We start from the raw sequence: 16226 nt of genomic DNA, 5'->3' as shown, positions 1-16226 counted from the left end.
AGTGGCAAATACAGAGAGTGACTAACTGAGAAAAATTAAGTATTACCAAAAATCACTTTTTTACCTGTCTGCAAACCAGATATCAAGTCTTTAATATTATGGATGTCCAAATTGCTCTGGGCACGTGTGCAAGCGACGTAGAGCAAACGCAACTCTTCAGGGCTGATCTTGACTGCATTGGTGGTCACATCATAATAGAAATCATCGTCCAGCTGTACCTTTCCCCATTCGAGCCCTTTCGCTTTGTGGGCAGTGGAGATAACATAGTCAGCATTTTCGATACTGGTGAGACTATTGACCGCTTGGCTCAGGACATTGGTGCCATGATCATCGACGAGTTTCACCAGTGTTTTTAGATCACTGCCTTCATTGGTTTCAGAATACTCTTGCACATCGCCCCAATTATAAAAATATGCCAGTTCGGGTACGCCATACGCCGATTTACCATTCTTTAAATTTTCAGCTGCCTGACAAAATTTAAGCATACGATCAGTATCGGCTTGTAGCGCTACCCTATGACCTAATTTTAAACCAGTTAATAATTGCGACATTGCGGCGGCATTAGTGCGGCAAAGGATGGCATCTTTTTTACTATGTACCATACCCTTATCAGTAGAAGACTGCTTATTAGGATTGCCTTTTAACGGGACGTCTTCTTGCAATGCTTTGAGCAAAGTATTGGCAATCTCAGCAATCGGTTCGCCAAAACGAAACGACTGGGTCAATAAGGTTTGTGGTAAGGGTAGTTTTTTCATCGCATTGACTGCGCCGCGCCATTCATAAATCTGCTGATGAGCATCACCCACATAAATGACCTGCCGTGGCTGCTGGGTCAAAATTCCCATCATCAAGGGATCGGCATCTTGGGCTTCATCAAACAAAATAAAATCAGCGGGAATACTAGGCTTCGATAATGCCCACAATTTAAGATAAATATCATGCCCGATACCAGCAGGATGGCGTGCATCAATTGACTGTAACCAGCGCTGCTCAACAGCAGGGTAGAGCATTTCACGCAGCTGCTCTGCGTCAGAATCATCGAGCCAGCTGGGAAACAATATATGTCTAGGTGCAGGATAACTGGCATGCGTACTACAAAAATTGCTGACGGCATCACTGACAAAACGCGATAGTCGGGCTGGAGTGAGGGTAATGTATTTGTTTATACCATCCATTTGCCGACGTACTTGCACGGGCTGCAAACCCAAATCATCACCCAGACGTTTGGGTGAAAAACGCGGTAACGACAGCTTAGCAGTGATATCACGGGCGACATGCCGATAAGCAAGCGAATGAAAGGTGCGACATTCCACATGCGGTGGAAACTTTGAGCGAGCATCATTAGCAATGGTTTTGTTAAAGGCTAAGTATAAGCCGCGTCCACGTAAACGCTCTCCAATCAGTTTTAAGGTCGTCGTCTTACCAGCACCCGCATAAGCCACCACTTTAAATGACTTGTGATCCATCGCCATGTTGAGCGCGCTCAGCTGCTCATCAGTGGGATCGCTCATATAAGCTGGCATAGATGCGGACATAAAAAATTACCTAAAAGAGTAAAACGGATCAAAAATGACGGGGGTAAAAAAAGCCACTGCATAGACAATGGCTGACTCATCATGTGCACTTGCAAAATGCTTGCAAGCGCATATGACAATAATACAAAAACTCATAGAAAATAAAGGTAGAAATAAGCAGGTTATAGTAACAGATTAGCGCGTTGGCTGTTTTTGGAATAAGTATCTGACAAGTGATGTTATTCTTTATTTAACCCTGTATCGCTTGCTAAAGTAGGACTGTGCTCTTCTTTAATTAATACTTTCGCTAAAAATACTCCTAGCTCAAACAACAACCACATCGGAATGGCGAGCATCAACATCGACACCCCATCAGGCGGTGTCACGACCGCAGCAACGGCGAAACAGCCGACAATAATATAACGGCGTTTATCTTCTAAGCTCTGAATGGAGACGACGCCCGTCAATATCAATAGCAAGGTGACGACTGGAATCTCAAAGGTTAAACCAAATACCATAAAGAGTTTGAGTGCAAAACTTAAATAACTGTCGATGTCGGTCATCGGCAAGACGTTCTGCGGCGCGAACATAATAAAGAATTTGAGAACGCCTTTGAGTACAATAAAATAAGAGAAAGCCACACCCGCATAAAATAAAAATATAGAGGACATTAAAACGGGAATGGCGATTTTTTTCTCTTTTTTATATAAACCGGGTGCGACAAACGACCAGATTTGATACAAAATGTAGGGCATTGCAAAAAATGCAGCGACAAAAACAGTCAGGCGTATCGGTGCCATAAAGTTGGAAGTGATATCCGTCGCGATCATCGTTGCGTTGGCAGGCAACTGGGCAACCAATGGGTTGGACAAAAAATCATAAAGCTCGCGTGAAAATCCGACCAAGGCCAAGAATATTACCAGTACGGCAACACATATCTTAATCAAATGACTACGCAGCTCAATCAAATGCTCGGTAATCGGCATATCGCCAAGTGAGCTTAAGATATCGCCAGAGTCCTCAGTATTGCTGTCGATATTACCATCAATGGTAGCTGTTGAGGTCTCGATATCTGAATCCGCGACTTTTTCTTGACGGCTTTTTTTACGTTTAAATAAGCCCACTAATGACTCTCCTGCTCATTAACAGAAGCCTGTTTAGGTAAAAGACTGTCTATATGGCTATTTAGTAAGATATCGGCTTTATAATTTGGTAAGTAGGGCGGTTGCGGCAAACGACGCGCTTTATCATAAGCTCCAAGACGAAACCACATATTTTCCCACGGTCTAGTTGTGATGGTTTGAGACACTGGATTGGCGTTATCACTGCAGTGAGTTTTTAGACTATCATTATCGCCTTGTGCCGATGACTGCTCAGGGCTTTCTGGTTTCTCAGCCTGTCTGTTACTGTCATAGGCGTAGTCAAACGCTTTTGGCTGCACTGGTCGATTATCATCATTCTCACTACTGGCTTGACTATTTTGTCTAGGCGTACTGTCATCGCCTGGATCACGCGATGCTTTTAAATGCTGGTTTTGCGAGGATTCAAACTCTTGCATACTGCCGCGCATCTCCGCCATCTCACGCCTCATATCTGCTTCAGTCTGGCGAATTTTGGCCAACTCTTTTTGCATAAGCTGGCGGGTCTCTGCCAAATCAAGCTCAGCTTCGATTTCAGATTGCAGGGTGGATACCGTGCGGCGAATTTTGGCATACCACTGCCCAGCGGTACGCGCTGCCTGTGGCAGTTTTTCTGGGCCCAAAACGATTAGGGCGATAACACCAAAAAGGAGTAGTTCAGAAAAGCCGATATCAAACATAATGTTCCGATGTCATTGTCTAAAAGGTCACTGTCTAGAGGCTATACATTATGCGTGTCATCAACCTTGGTGGTTGTTGGGCGCTCTTCAGTGTGTGCATTGCCATCATGATCGAGCACCACATGCTTTTTAGCATGCTCAGTATTTTCGTCTTTGACCGCTTCTTTGAAGCCTTTGACTGCGCCGCCCAAATCTTTGCCAGCATTTCTAAGCTTTGAGGTGCCAAATACGACCACCACTACCACCAATAAAATCAGCCAATGCGTAATAGAAAAACTACCCATAAAGGTATCCTTGAGTCTTGGTTTTCAGTCTTTGTATGCCTACTTTGGGTGTATCGAATATCGTTATACTCAATAAACAGCCTCGACATACAATGCGAAGTAAAACAGAGCTATATTATAACCTGCACTTGTGACAAAAAGGTGAAATCAACAATAATCAAACAGGGCAATGGTAAAGCTTATAGAAACTATCGCGCCGCCTTTTCATCGATACCTGATAGACCAAAACGTCGACCTAGCTCATTTAATACCGCATCCGACTCAATATCGAACCACGCCAGTCCTACTAATGTATGAAACCAGACATCGGCCACTTCATAGATGAGCTCATGACGAGCGTCATCGTATTGCGCTTTATTGCTATTTTCGTCGCAATTGGCAAAATCTTTGGCGGCAATGATACTTTCAGTACTCTCTTCGCCAACTTTCTCTAGTATTTTATTCAACCCCTTTGCATATAGGCTTGCCACATAAGAGCTGTCAGCATCAGCATGTTTTCGTTCTGCTAATACATCATCGAGTTGCTGAAGCACAGAACCTTTATGCGCGTGTGCTTGACGGTCATCAGCACCAGAGTTCGTCGCAGTATGTTCGGTATCAGACTGGGTGCTGGCAGGTTTAGGGGTGTCATAAATATCAGCAGGGTCTTTTAGTACCTTATCGACTGTGTGCCACTCAGGTGTCGCGCCAGACAGATCCAAACTCTGATAAAAACAAGATTCACGGCCAGTATGGCAGGCAATGCCACCTGCTTGGGTCACACTCAGTACGATCACATCGGCATCACAGTCTAAGCGAATATCATGTACCGTCTGCGTATGACCTGATGATTCGCCTTTGTGCCACAGCTTGCTACGCGAGCGCGAAAAATAAACTGCAGTTTGGGTTTGTGCGGTGAGTGCTAGCGCTTCTGCATTCATCCACGCCATCATCAAAATGCGCCCTGATTGGTAATCTTGTGCAATTGCAGGGATTAAACCATCAGTATTGAAATTTACGGCAGTCAGCCAAGCAGGTAAAGTCATAATGTATCAGTCATCTTATAAGTAGGAAGTAGAAAAGGGTAGTGAGTGGTGCAGCAAATGGATATATGATTTTGATAAATATAGGGTATGAGCGAGACAGTTATTTGGATAAGGCAATGATAAAAGCCATAGTGCTATTTGAGCTGAATGATTGGTAGAGAAAACCTTCAAACATATCAGATATCAGCAAGTATTCTAAATCCTAAATAAATGCGGATACAGTGCTTCTTTTGTCGCATTATCAATGATAGTCACTTTATTGAGATGAAAATCATAATTGACGAAGTGTTGTTTAGCTTTTGCGACCGTCTCACCCGTGTGCATGCGAGTGACTTTCATCACTATATTGCCGCCATTATCATACAACGGCTCAACGCCGACCTCAAACAAAAGCGCTTCACGTACTCGTATACGTGCAGTAATCTCCAACTGTAATGTATCAACGATCAGGCCTTGGTGATCTGCATTGACTTCTTTGATACCTTTGGCATATAAGAATCGCAGCCGCGCCTCAGACAGCAAAGCGGTGAGTGATTCGATAGTGACATATTGATTCATGTCCGTTTCGGTATGACGCACACGCATTACGGCTTCGAAAACAAATAGATCATCATTAAACACCAGCGCCTGTTTTGACACATTGCCTCCTAGGTTAATGGTCGGCAGACATACTCTGCTTCACATAATGTGTGCTGGTCGTATTAATCTGATTACGAGGTTGTTGCCAAACTTAATAGCCATCAAACTTAATAAAAGCTAAGCCCAATCACGGTAATTAAGCGCTTGGTTTTATCGGCACCCAAACCGTCTTATCGCTTAGTATCTACTTAATCACAGCTTAAGCATACATTCAATCTATTTGGTGGATTTTTGGCAAAAATGTCTTCATTTATGCAAAATTTGATCAGATAGGATAGGGCGGTATTGCGCGTGCTTATTTGCCTTTATTACCTAATGGCGTTGCACCGAAACTTTCCTTGGCAAAACAGCGTACTATCTGCTAAAATACGGCCTCCCACCTCGAGGCAAATAGAGGTTTAGTGCTTGTTTTTACAGCCACTATTCGTTAGGTACTATTTGACGACCAGGTTCTATCAAAGACAAAGAGGCAAATCATCATGAAAGTTAAGATGAAAACCAGAAGCGGTGCAGCTAAACGCTTCAAAAAAACAGCAAACGGCTTCAAGCGTAAGCAAGCAAACAAAAGCCATATCTTGACCAAGAAATCAGCTAAGCGTATTCGCCAGTTGCGCGGTCTTAAGATGGTGGACAAGTCTGACGAAGCAGCAGTTCGTCGTATGTGCCCATACATCTAGTAGCCTGTCGTCATATGCATTTAATCAAGCGCTATTTAATGAATAGTTACTGAGTTAAAAGTATTTGACTTTGCAATCTGATAACGATGTCTACTATTCGATGACATCGTAATTCGTTTAATAATGATTAAAAATATCTTGGAGTAATTTATGGCCCGTGTAAAACGTGGTGTACAGGCGAATCGTCGTCACAAAAAAATCCTAAAACGCGCAAAAGGCTACTACGGTGCCCGTTCACGTGTTTACCGCGTAGCGGTACAAGCAGTGACCAAAGCTGGTCAATATGCTTATCGTGACCGTCGCAACAAAAAACGTACCTTCCGTCGTCTTTGGATTGCACGTATCAATGCTGGTGCACGCTTAAACGGCTTAAGCTACAGCCGCTTTATCAATGGCATGAAATTGGCTAACATCACTATCGATCGTCGCGTACTTGCTGACATCGCTATGCATGATGCAGCGACTTTCACAGCGTTGGTTGAAAAAGCAAAAGCGGCATTAGCATAAATATTAACCTTCCTTTAGGGTTGCTGCTTGTTTAGTCAGAATTTACAAGTAGTTATCTATATGGACAGGGATAATATTGATTAATAGTATGATATTAATAAAAGCTACCGCTGGTCGGTGGCTTTTTTTATATCACATTATCTTAATACTTCATGTCACAGCCTTGTTTTAGCACCAACGCTAAATATGCTTTTTTGAGATAGCTTTTATTATCGTCTAAATATTCAAGCCATTCATATCACTGGTATTATTTTTGAATGACTGGGTAAATGGTTTGCAATATTTGGTCAAATCCCTACAATTACCAATCACTATTATTAATAGTCCGTTTAAATCAGGAAGAATGCATCTTATGACTACCCCTGCTGCTACCACCGATTTGTCGGCGCTACCGACCTTGTCCACAGAGCTAAGCGAGCTTAATGAAGCTCAGCTAAATGAGTTGGCCAGTGCCGCTGAAGCCTTGGTTCTACAAGTAACCGATGTGCGTGCGTTGCAAGATTTGCGTGTGCAATTGACCGGTAAAAAGAGCCCATTAACTGGCTGGTCAAAGCAGATGGGTAAACTCAGCAGCGACGATAAAAAAACCTACGGCGGCTGGTTACATCAAGTCCGTAGCCGTATTCAAGATGCGTTAACCGCGCAGCAGCAGCAGCTAGAAGTGGCTGCACTAAATGCCAAGCTTGCAAGCGAAAGCATTGATATCACCTTGCCTGCTCGCGGTGGTCAAAAAGGTCATTTGCATCCTGTGACCATGATTACCCAGCGTATGCAGCAGTATTTTATCCAAGCAGGTTTTAACGTTGCTACTGGTCCTGAAGTCGAAAGCGACTATTATAACTTTGAGGCGCTTAATATTCCGTCGCATCATCCAGCACGCGCGATGCACGATACCTTCTATTTTGATGCGCATTATCTACTGCGTACGCATACCAGCCCCGTGCAGATTCGCACCATGGAAAAGAATGAACCGCCTATTCGCATTATTTGCCCAGGTCGCGTTTATCGCAATGACTCGGATCAAACGCATTCGCCGATGTTCCATCAGCTAGAAGGTTTAATGGTCACTGAGTCGAGCACTTTTGCTGAGCTAAAAGGCTTGATTAGTGAGTTCTTGGAAGCTTTTTTTGCCAAAGAGTTGACTGTACGTTTCCGTCCGTCATTTTTCCCCTTTACCGAGCCGTCAGCTGAAGTTGATATCCTCGATGACAATGGTAAATGGCTTGAGGTTATGGGCTGCGGTATGGTACATCCACAAGTACTGACCAACTGCGGTATTGATGCCGAAAAATATACTGGCTTTGCTTTTGGAATGGGGATTGAGCGCTTCGCGATGTTATATTACGGCATCGATGATTTGCGTTTATTTTTCCAAAATGACGTACGCTTTTTAAAGCAGTTTGGCTAGATTTTATTATTTAATAATACCTCTACCTTTACTCCAAAACCTTTATTATAAAATTCTGATCTGAGATATTTATGAAAATTAGCGAACAGTGGCTACGTCAATGGGTAAACCCCAACAATAGCAGTGAGCAATTGGCCGAACAACTCACGATGGCAGGACTTGAGATTGATGATCGCTTTGCGGTTGCCCGTGCTTTTAGTGGTGTGGTTGTCGGTGAAGTCATCAGCGTCGAGCAGCATCCAGATGCCGATAAACTACGCGTTACGCAGGTTAATATTGGTGCAGCTGAACCGTTACAAATCGTCTGCGGCGCACCCAATGTCACCGTTGGTATGAAAGTACCGGTTGCCACCGTTGGGGCAGTACTCCCAAGCGATGACAAGAAAGGCTTCACAATTAAAAATGGCAACCTACGTGGTGTCGACTCTAACGGTATGCTATGCGGCGCGTCTGAAATTGATTTAGTCGATGACATTGATGGTCTGCTCGAATTGCCAGCAGATGCACCGATTGGCATGGATATCCGTGAGTATTTAGGTTTAGACAATCAAATCCTAGATATTTCTATCACGCCAAATCGCGGTGATTGCTTTAGCGTACGCGGTATTGCGCGCGAAATATCAGTTATCAACGATTTGCCAATGCAGCTGCCTGAGATTCCTACCAATGTGGTAGTTACTGATAAGGGTGCTAATACTGCTACGCCAGCGGTAACGGTCAGTGCAATTGAAGCGTGCCCGCGCTATTTACTACAATCAATCAGCAATATTGATCGTAGCATCGACACTCCGAAATGGATGCAAGATGCGCTGGTTCAGTCAGGACTACGCTCGCACAACTTTTTGGTTGATGTGACCAACTATGTGTTGATGGAGTTGGGTCAGCCGCTACATGCTTTTGATGCCGATACTATCGAGGGTGATATCGTTGTGCGTTTGGCACAGCCTGAAGAAACGATTACTTTATTGAATGAGCAAACCATTACCTTAACCGGTGATGAATTGCTCATCGCTGATGATAAAGGCGCACTGGCACTTGCCGGAATCATGGGCGGTCAGCGTAGTAGTGTGACTGATAGCACCACCAATATTGTTGTAGAAAGCGCTTTCTTTGGTCAGTTAGCTATTGCCGCACGCGCACGCCGTTTTGGCTTACATACAGATGCCTCACAACGTTTTGAGCGAGGGGTGGACTTTGCGTTACCAGAGCTAGCACTGGCACGTGCTGTTGATTTGATTACTAGCGTTACTGGTGGGCAAGCCGGACAAATAGTAAAAGCAGAAAGTAGCGATCATCTACCAGCTCGCGCATCGATAACGTTGCCAGTTTCTAAAGTTCGTGATGTCATCGGTATTGAGATTGAGCCAACAGTGATGGTTCGTATCTTAACCCAATTAGGGTTTGCAGTAGTGCAGCAAGCCGATAGTCTGATTTGCACGCCACCTTCTTATCGCTTTGATATGAGTATTAAAGAAGACCTCATCGAAGAAATTGCGCGTATCTATGGCTATGACAATATTCCAAGCGTGTTGCCACATTTGCAAGTCAGTATGGATTATGACGATACCGCAGACTTGACCCATGAGATGAAGCTGGCGCTAGTCGATAATGGCTATATGGAAGCCATTAGCTTTAGCTTTAGTGACGCAAAAATAGAAGCTTTACTTGATGATAAAGCCCTAGGAGAAGTGTTGGCACTGGCCAATCCTATCTCTAGTGACTTAGCCGTGATGCGCCGTACTTTGCTATCAAGCTTATTGCCTTGCGTGCAGTACAATCTCAATCGTCAGCAGCCACGCGTTCGTTTCTTTGAAACAGGGCTTAGTTTTGTTGGTCAAAGTATTAGTGAATTAGTACAAACGCCAAGTATTGCGTTAGTAGCAGTTGGCGATGTCTGGGACGAGCAAGCGTATCAAAACCGTGCGTTAGACTTTTACGATCTGAAGCATGATGTTGAACAGTTATTACCCGCTCAAATGGATAGCGCCCGTATTCGCTATGAGCGCAGTGAGCTTGCTTTCTTGCATCCGGGTCAAAGCGCTAAGCTCTATATTGATGATGAATATGTCGGTTGGTTGGGTCAGTTGCATCCTAACACGGCTAATCAGTTAGATTTGCCAGCTACGTGGGTTGCTCAATTATCACTTGCGCCATTACTGACCCTTGCCCGTGAGCAGCATACCATCAGCACCCCAAGCAAATTTCCACAAGTACGCCGTGATATTGCCATTTTAGTAGACAGCGAGATCAGCTTACAGACATTAGAGTCGACGATACGCGCAGCAGCTGGTGAGCTATTGGCTGATCTGTGGTTGTTTGATGTGTACCAAGGCGACAACGTGCCAGCTGGTCAGCGCTCATTAGCTTTTGCGCTAATATGGCAAGACAATGCACAAACGCTATCTGATGACGCCATCAAAACAGCGACTGACAAAGTGGTACAGGCGCTAACGAAGCAACATGCTGCAAAACTGCGTGACAGCTAACATATAACTCTTATCATAGACATGCTCTGTAGCCTCACTCTTAAAGAGGCTATAGGGCATTGCTATTTATAAGAATTATGATTTTATAAAATTTTTATTCATAAAAATAGTTAAGTGGTTATTAATAAAGGATTTTAAAGCAGTCTTTGTTAAAAAGAGGTTAGAAAACCTTTATAATAGCTAGCATTAACCCTCATACCGCTAAACCATGATATTCGACATCACGACATAGCATAGGAGTCGTACTGTGAGCACCTTAACCAAATCTGACATGATTGAGCATTTGATGAGTCATCTTGACCTAACACGCCAAGAAGGCCGCTGTTTGGTAGAGAATTTCTTTGATGAATTGTCAGAGAGTTTAATTGATGGCAAAGAGGTCAAGCTTTCAGGCTTTGGCAACTTCGAGCTTAAAGATAAAAATAGCCGTCCAGGTCGCAACCCTAAGACAGGGGAGCCAGTCGCCGTATCAGCACGCCGCGTGGTGACTTTCAAAACAGGGCAAAAATTCCGTCAACAAGTTGATGAGCGTCTATTTGACGAGTAGCAGTAACTGTCAATCGTATAAAACTGAACATATAAATATATCATGACTTCATGATGGTTGTTAAAGTTGCGCTTTATTATTAATGTGAGATGGTTGATCTACATTTGATCAGAGACATTAAATATCATGTTTAGCTATGAATAACCATGAACGATGGTAAATGACACGCACAAAAAAAGAGAGCTTAGGCTCTCTTTTTTTTACTACAGTATTTCTATCATATAAACGATAAAATTACTGAGCTGGTTCTTCAATAACTACAACTTCGTCAGCTGCGTCTACAGCTGGAGTTTCGCTAGCTACGTCAACGCTAGTAGTAGTACCGTCTACAGGTACTTCAGCATCGATTTCGTCAGTAGCAGTAGCAACTTGAGCATCAGCGATGTCAGTTTCAGCTGCAGCAACAGCAGCGTCAGCATCAGCAGTTACTTCGCCTTCAGCAGCAGCTTCGTTTAGCTCTTCTGATGCATCTTGCACTTCTTCTTGTGCGTCAGATAAATCTTCAGCAGCGTTTTCTTTGTTGCTGTCACAGGCAGTAAGGCCCATAGTTGCAGTCATGATACCAGCTAGAGCAAGTAATTTTAAGTTCATAAGGTTTTCTCCGGGAAAATGAAATGATCAGTAGCAGCAAAAAAGGTTGAAAGCTGAGATTTCTCAGAATTCAACTAGTCTTAGTTACAGCTACTCAGCTTTCACGCATTCTATAGGATTTCTATATAAATAGAAATAGGCTGTACAATTAAGTAACAATAAAATTGTAAATAGTGTTTTACATCACTTATTCGTTATAATTTTTAATACAACGAGCCAAATTAATAGACGTATAATCAATGACATCAACCTATTTTGATGACTTTTTCGATGTCTTGATTTCTACTATGCTTTTTAAGCATCTATTGTATCTATTAGGGGTTTAATAGTCATTAAATGTCTTGATTAGTGCAATATCAAGAGCCTAGTAAAGTAGCGTTTATCAAAAATACTTTGTCACTACTTACGTATCAGAAATCGGATTTGATCAAAAAATAAAGAATTGAGTCAAAATTACACTATATAAAAAATCATCAATACGAGTAGCAATATATATCGTATATTTGAGGAATGAAACAATGAAATGGCAAGGTAGACGCGGCAGTTCCAATGTGCGCACCAGCAGTGGTGGTGGCAAAATGATAGGCGGTGGTATCGGTGGTATTATTATTGCTGGCATTTTATGGCTGGTATTTGGGGTAAATCCAATGACCGCTTTACAGACGGGTCAAGTAGTAGCAGGGGGTGGCAATAGCAGTGTCTCTACCGAACCTGCGACAAGTAACGATCGAGATACGCAGTTTGTCAAAGTAGTATTGGCTGATACTGAAGAAGTTTGGCATCAGATATTTAAAGAAGCAGGCAGCACCTATCAGGAGCCATCATTGATTCTCTTCAATGGTCAAGTTAGCTCAGCCTGCGGCAGTGCTAGCTCCGCGACGGGCCCGTTTTATTGCCCAGGCGATCAGACTGTCTATTTAGACAAATCTTTCTTTGTAGAAATGCGCCAAAATCTCGGTATAACGGGTGATAAGCAAGGCTCTGGCGACCAAGATAATCAAGGTAAAGCGGGTGATTTTGCACAAGCTTATGTTATTGCGCATGAAGTTGGTCACCACGTACAGACGTTGTTAGGCATCAGTCAGCAAGTTAATGAAGCCAGCCGTCAAGTCACTCGTGCACAAGCCAATAAGCTATCAGTACTACAAGAACTGCAGGCTGATTGTTTTGCTGGGGTTTGGGCACAACGTAACCAAGAGCGTGTACAGTTTTTGGAGGCAGGTGATATCGATGAGGCCATCAATGCCGCTGGTCAAATCGGTGATGATCGTTTAGCGCGCGCTAGCGGTGGAGCAGTCGTACCTGATAATTTCACTCATGGCACCAGTCAGCAGCGTGTTCAGTGGTTCACTCGTGGTTTGGAAAGTGGCAACGTGCAGTCTTGTGACACTTTTAGCGGGGCATTATAGTCAGTATCGCTATGATATTTTAGCGTAGTAATTATCGCCTAAAAAAGGCGATCTAACAAAAAGCCTGCAATATCGATTGCAGGCTTTTTGTATTTTAGAGCGTTTTAGACATATTCAATTTAGACATATTCAATGAATTTAAAATACACACAGTTGAAATGATTAAAAACGGTCTTGATAGCACCAAATAATTATCTAGCGATTATCTGCTGTTGTTAAGAATATAAGCACCAGCACCGCCTACTGCAGCACCACCAAGTGCGCCACGAGCGATGTCTTTGCTATCGCCGCCACTTCTAATAAGTGCACCAGCAGCAGCGCCGGCAGCAGCACCTTTAGCGGTATTGCTCAAGCCACTATTGTATCCATTAGTTGCACAGCCACCCATGATAAGGGCAGAGCTAGTAAGGGCAGTCATTGCGATAGTTTTAGCAAATTTCATAGTATCACCTGTTAGGTTATCAAGTTAGTTTATCAAAATCAAAATACGATATTTTTATTACCACTAATTTTAATACCGATAGTAAACTGTATTAAAATATTTGGGCAAGTATCTTAGAATAATCTATTGTGCTACCGCAAGACATACAAAGGTCTGCATTAGTAAGGATTACATCAAGGATGTTAAATATCTCGAAAATTATACTGCTATCAAGTGATAGCAGAGTATATCTATACTGGCTCCTATACTAACCCATATAATAATTTCTAGGCGTAGTAAAAGCGCTAAGCTTTGCAAATAGCCTGTAAAGGATGTTTCTCCACTGTATCGTTGGTAGGGGTTTTGCTTAGGGTTATTGTATTTATATTGATAGTAAGCTAACTGTTTTTAAAAATAGTACTTCTGGCGTTTAATAGTAAGGTATTAAGGTCTGCTCTCATTTTCATTGCCGTTCTTAAATTCAGGACATGCCTGAATATATAAAAAATGAATACAAAAAGAAAAGACCGCACGAATGCGGTCTTTTCTGCTTAAGTTACTTATCTATTGAGTATGGCAAAGCAGTACGGATCTATCATTAGTTCTGTGATTTACGTTTCATCTGCTCAAAGAATTCGTCATTGGTTTTCGCTTCTTTTAAGCGATCCAACAAGAACTCAGTGGCTTGTACGCCATCCATCGGCTGTAATAGCTTACGCAATATCCAAACTTTGCGCAGTTTATCTTCATCAAGCAGACGCTCTTCGCGGCGTGTACCAGATTTTTTGATATTAATCGCAGGGAAGACACGTTTTTCAGCCAGATCGCGCTCAAGCGTAATCTCTTGGTTACCTGTACCTTTGAATTCCTCAAAGATAACGCTGTCCATTTTACTGCCCGTATCGATAAGCGCACTAGCAATAATGGTCAAGCTGCCGCCTTCTTCAACGTTACGCGCCGCACCAAAGAAGCGTTTTGGGCGCTCTAACGCATTGGCGTCTAGACCACCTGTTAACACTTTACCTGACGACGGAATAACTGTGTTGTAAGCACGCGCCAAACGAGTAATTGAATCCAGTAAAATAACCACGTCTTGTTTGTGCTCGACCAAACGTTTGGCTTTTTCGATAACCATTTCAGCGACTTGTACATGACGCTGTGGCGGCTCATCAAAGGTAGAGGCAACCACTTCACCGCGTACCGTACGTACCATTTCGGTGACTTCTTCTGGACGCTCGTCAATCAATAGGACGATTAAGTAGCATTCAGGGTTATTACGAGTGATCGACTGCGCAATGGTCTGTAGCAGCATCGTTTTACCCGCTTTTGGCGGTGCGACGATGATAGAGCGTTGACCTTTACCAATCGGCGCGATTAGGTCGATGATACGACCCGTCAGATCCTCAGTGGTGCCGTTACCAAGCTCGAGTTTCAAATGCTCAGTTGGGAATAGGGGTGTCAGGTTTTCAAAGATAAGCTTATGACGTGAGCGATCTGGCGTATCAAAGTTGATTTCGCCAACTTTCAATAACGCAAAATAACGTTCAGAATCTTTTGGTGGACGAATCGTACCAGCGATACTATCACCCGTCTTCAGACTAAAGCGGCGAATTTGGCTAGGGCTGACATAAATGTCATCAGGACCGGCTAAGTATGAGCCTTCTGATGAGCGCAAAAAGCCAAAACCATCCGGAAGAACCTCAAGTACGCCGTCACCATAAATGGCTTCACCGTTCCGCGCATGGGTTTTTAGGATAGCAAAGATGATGTCTTGTTTACGGCTACGCGCCATATTATCAAGACCCATTTCTTTGGCGATAGCCAATAGCTCAGCGATTGATTTTTTCTTTAATTCAGTAAGATTCATAGATAGGTCATTAGCAATTGATCAGATGAGAGATGCCATTAGCAGCACAAGTCACGACAGTGATTAAAACAACGATAGTATGGTGATAGAGGGTGCGTGCACAGAGCTGGATTTATGTAGTTTAGATATTACGTGTCAGCTTATATACGAATTGCAATCGTTTATGCAAGGTAATAAGAAATAAGGATAAAGAAGTCTACATAAGAGTCTGCGTCAAAAACTCAATATCAGTAATTGTGTTTAGTCATTTCGTTCAGCAATGGTGTTTATAACGACGATTGTGTTTTTGTTGATAAACACGAGGAGAATAGCGATAAGACAGTTAGGAAAACCGTTAGTTTTCTGTTGTCAGCAGACTATACGGTCTTCACAATAGCATTGTCAATAAATTTTGCCAAAAAAGTCGTCTAATTGAGTTTTTTGCATAAAAAACAAGCAAAAAAGCCACTATCTACGTTAGATAATGACTTTTTCGACGGTGTTGCTGTCTCTTTAGAATGCTTATGCAAAACGAGCAAGTCTCGATTTAGAGATGCTTGTCTAACACTTTTGCCAATTCGGCTTTTGGCTGTAGACCCATCACTGAGTCAACTTTTTCGCCATCTTTAAAGACAAATAGTGTTGGGATATTACGGATACCAAAACGGCTGGCCGCTTGTGGGTTGCTATCCACATCAACTTTGACGATTGTAACTTTGCCTTGGTACTCAGTGGCTAGATCTTCTAAAATAGGGGCGATTGCTTTACAAGGACCACACCATGCTGCCCAGAAGTCTACCAACACTGGCACATCTGATTGCAATACGTCTTTGTCAAAGTCGGCATCGGTAGTATGTAAAATAAGGTCTGACATAATTTATCTCTCTTGTTTTATTATTTCTATCGCCATCCATCAACTAATATATTTGTTGCATAATAGAATGATGAGTGACCAAAGAAGCGTTTAGAAGTGGTTAAAATGTGCCATTATATTAACATGTTTGCTCGGGGTTAACAGATGCAGGCTGGTTAAATTGTTTAACAATTACGATT

General features: G+C 42.8%; 16 protein-coding genes. 6 read left to right on the top strand and 10 right to left on the bottom strand.

Going from position 1 to position 16226, the window contains the following annotated elements; translation table 11 throughout:
• Positions 1-35 precede the first annotated feature (35 nt).
• From JMW64_RS12570 to JMW64_RS12545, 6 genes are all read right to left on the bottom strand, one after another.
• A complete protein-coding gene (locus JMW64_RS12570) occupies positions 36-1535 on the bottom strand; it encodes a UvrD-helicase domain-containing protein (RefSeq protein ID WP_055125342.1) in 1500 nt (499 codons plus the stop codon).
• A gap of 218 nt (positions 1536-1753) precedes the next feature.
• The gene (gene tatC, locus JMW64_RS12565; RefSeq protein ID WP_201554957.1) at positions 1754-2638 is read right to left on the bottom strand and encodes a twin-arginine translocase subunit TatC; all 885 of its coding nucleotides are present in this window, start codon (positions 2636-2638) and stop codon (positions 1754-1756) included.
• On the bottom strand, positions 2638-3333 hold the full coding sequence (gene tatB / locus JMW64_RS12560) for a Sec-independent protein translocase protein TatB (RefSeq protein WP_201554956.1): 696 nt from the start codon (positions 3331-3333) through the stop codon (positions 2638-2640). The genes tatC and tatB overlap by 1 nt, the downstream gene beginning before the upstream one ends.
• A gap of 41 nt (positions 3334-3374) precedes the next feature.
• Complete coding sequence (tatA, locus tag JMW64_RS12555; RefSeq protein ID WP_045445916.1) at positions 3375-3617, bottom strand: Sec-independent protein translocase subunit TatA; 243 nt, start codon at positions 3615-3617, stop codon at positions 3375-3377.
• Positions 3618-3805: 188 nt separating this feature from the next.
• Positions 3806-4642 (bottom strand): phosphoribosyl-AMP cyclohydrolase, encoded by an 837-nt coding sequence (hisI, locus tag JMW64_RS12550; RefSeq protein WP_201554955.1) that lies wholly within the window; start codon positions 4640-4642, stop codon positions 3806-3808.
• A 195-nt stretch (positions 4643-4837) separates the two neighbouring features.
• Positions 4838-5281, bottom strand: a complete 444-nt coding sequence (locus JMW64_RS12545; RefSeq protein ID WP_194364985.1) for a thioesterase family protein — start codon at positions 5279-5281, stop codon at positions 4838-4840.
• 479 nt (positions 5282-5760) lie between these two features.
• On the opposite strand from JMW64_RS12545, the gene rpmI reads away from it, so the two are divergent.
• The 5 genes from rpmI to JMW64_RS12520 all read left to right on the top strand — a co-directional run bounded on the left by rpmI (position 5761) and on the right by JMW64_RS12520 (position 10906).
• Positions 5761-5958, top strand: a complete 198-nt coding sequence (gene rpmI, locus JMW64_RS12540) for a 50S ribosomal protein L35 (protein WP_010197866.1) — start codon at positions 5761-5763, stop codon at positions 5956-5958.
• 150 nt (positions 5959-6108) lie between these two features.
• Complete coding sequence (gene rplT, locus JMW64_RS12535) at positions 6109-6465, top strand: 50S ribosomal protein L20 (RefSeq protein ID WP_201554953.1); 357 nt, start codon at positions 6109-6111, stop codon at positions 6463-6465.
• Between the two features lie 352 nt (positions 6466-6817).
• The gene (gene pheS / locus JMW64_RS12530; RefSeq protein WP_193007336.1) at positions 6818-7873 is read left to right on the top strand and encodes a phenylalanine--tRNA ligase subunit alpha; all 1056 of its coding nucleotides are present in this window, start codon (positions 6818-6820) and stop codon (positions 7871-7873) included.
• Positions 7874-7944: 71 nt separating this feature from the next.
• Entirely contained in the window at positions 7945-10359 is a 2415-nt protein-coding gene (gene pheT / locus JMW64_RS12525; protein ID WP_201554951.1) for a phenylalanine--tRNA ligase subunit beta, read from the top strand.
• 247 nt (positions 10360-10606) lie between these two features.
• Positions 10607-10906: an integration host factor subunit alpha gene (locus JMW64_RS12520; RefSeq protein WP_045445928.1), complete on the top strand. Its 300-nt coding sequence runs from the start codon at positions 10607-10609 to the stop codon at positions 10904-10906.
• 234 nt (positions 10907-11140) lie between these two features.
• Here the strand turns inward: JMW64_RS12520 and JMW64_RS12515 are convergent, their stop codons facing one another.
• On the bottom strand, positions 11141-11497 hold the full coding sequence (locus tag JMW64_RS12515; RefSeq protein ID WP_045445929.1) for a hypothetical protein: 357 nt from the start codon (positions 11495-11497) through the stop codon (positions 11141-11143).
• 518 nt (positions 11498-12015) lie between these two features.
• Here JMW64_RS12515 and ypfJ point away from each other — a divergent pair.
• Positions 12016-12906: a KPN_02809 family neutral zinc metallopeptidase gene (ypfJ, locus tag JMW64_RS12510; protein WP_201554949.1), complete on the top strand. Its 891-nt coding sequence runs from the start codon at positions 12016-12018 to the stop codon at positions 12904-12906.
• Between the two features lie 202 nt (positions 12907-13108).
• Here the strand turns inward: ypfJ and JMW64_RS12505 are convergent, their stop codons facing one another.
• The 3 genes from JMW64_RS12505 to trxA form a co-directional block, all read right to left on the bottom strand.
• Positions 13109-13348 carry a hypothetical protein gene (locus tag JMW64_RS12505; protein WP_055125335.1) on the bottom strand — a complete coding sequence of 80 codons (240 nt, stop codon included), beginning with the start codon at positions 13346-13348 and terminating at the stop codon, positions 13109-13111.
• Positions 13349-13925: 577 nt separating this feature from the next.
• Complete coding sequence (rho, locus tag JMW64_RS12500; RefSeq protein ID WP_055125334.1) at positions 13926-15194, bottom strand: transcription termination factor Rho; 1269 nt, start codon at positions 15192-15194, stop codon at positions 13926-13928.
• A 526-nt stretch (positions 15195-15720) separates the two neighbouring features.
• Positions 15721-16047 carry a thioredoxin gene (gene trxA / locus JMW64_RS12495; protein ID WP_201502828.1) on the bottom strand — a complete coding sequence of 109 codons (327 nt, stop codon included), beginning with the start codon at positions 16045-16047 and terminating at the stop codon, positions 15721-15723.
• Positions 16048-16226: the final 179 nt, after the last annotated feature.

Origin of the sequence: Psychrobacter immobilis, assembly GCF_904846065.1 — a bacterium.
Classification (GTDB): Bacteria; Pseudomonadota; Gammaproteobacteria; order Pseudomonadales; family Moraxellaceae; genus Psychrobacter; species Psychrobacter immobilis_H.
Note: the sequence above shows the minus strand (reverse complement) of the source record. Positions and strands in the feature narration are given on the sequence as shown.

Excerpts from the sequence above, each read along its gene's own strand:
- JMW64_RS12570 (WP_055125342.1), bottom strand. The coding sequence starts at position 1,535 with ATGTCCGCATCTATGCCAGCTTATATGAGCGATCCCACTGATGAGCAG.
- tatB (WP_201554956.1), bottom strand. The coding sequence starts at position 3,333 with ATGTTTGATATCGGCTTTTCTGAACTACTCCTTTTTGGTGTTATCGCC.
- tatA (WP_045445916.1), bottom strand. The coding sequence starts at position 3,617 with ATGGGTAGTTTTTCTATTACGCATTGGCTGATTTTATTGGTGGTAGTG.
- hisI (WP_201554955.1), bottom strand. The coding sequence starts at position 4,642 with ATGACTTTACCTGCTTGGCTGACTGCCGTAAATTTCAATACTGATGGT.
- rpmI (WP_010197866.1), top strand. The coding sequence starts at position 5,761 with ATGAAAGTTAAGATGAAAACCAGAAGCGGTGCAGCTAAACGCTTCAAA.
- rplT (WP_201554953.1), top strand. The coding sequence starts at position 6,109 with ATGGCCCGTGTAAAACGTGGTGTACAGGCGAATCGTCGTCACAAAAAA.
- pheS (WP_193007336.1), top strand. The coding sequence starts at position 6,818 with ATGACTACCCCTGCTGCTACCACCGATTTGTCGGCGCTACCGACCTTG.
- pheT (WP_201554951.1), top strand. The coding sequence starts at position 7,945 with ATGAAAATTAGCGAACAGTGGCTACGTCAATGGGTAAACCCCAACAAT.
- JMW64_RS12515 (WP_045445929.1), bottom strand. The coding sequence starts at position 11,497 with ATGAACTTAAAATTACTTGCTCTAGCTGGTATCATGACTGCAACTATG.
- ypfJ (WP_201554949.1), top strand. The coding sequence starts at position 12,016 with ATGAAATGGCAAGGTAGACGCGGCAGTTCCAATGTGCGCACCAGCAGT.
- JMW64_RS12505 (WP_055125335.1), bottom strand. The coding sequence starts at position 13,348 with ATGAAATTTGCTAAAACTATCGCAATGACTGCCCTTACTAGCTCTGCC.
- rho (WP_055125334.1), bottom strand. The coding sequence starts at position 15,194 with ATGAATCTTACTGAATTAAAGAAAAAATCAATCGCTGAGCTATTGGCT.
- trxA (WP_201502828.1), bottom strand. The coding sequence starts at position 16,047 with ATGTCAGACCTTATTTTACATACTACCGATGCCGACTTTGACAAAGAC.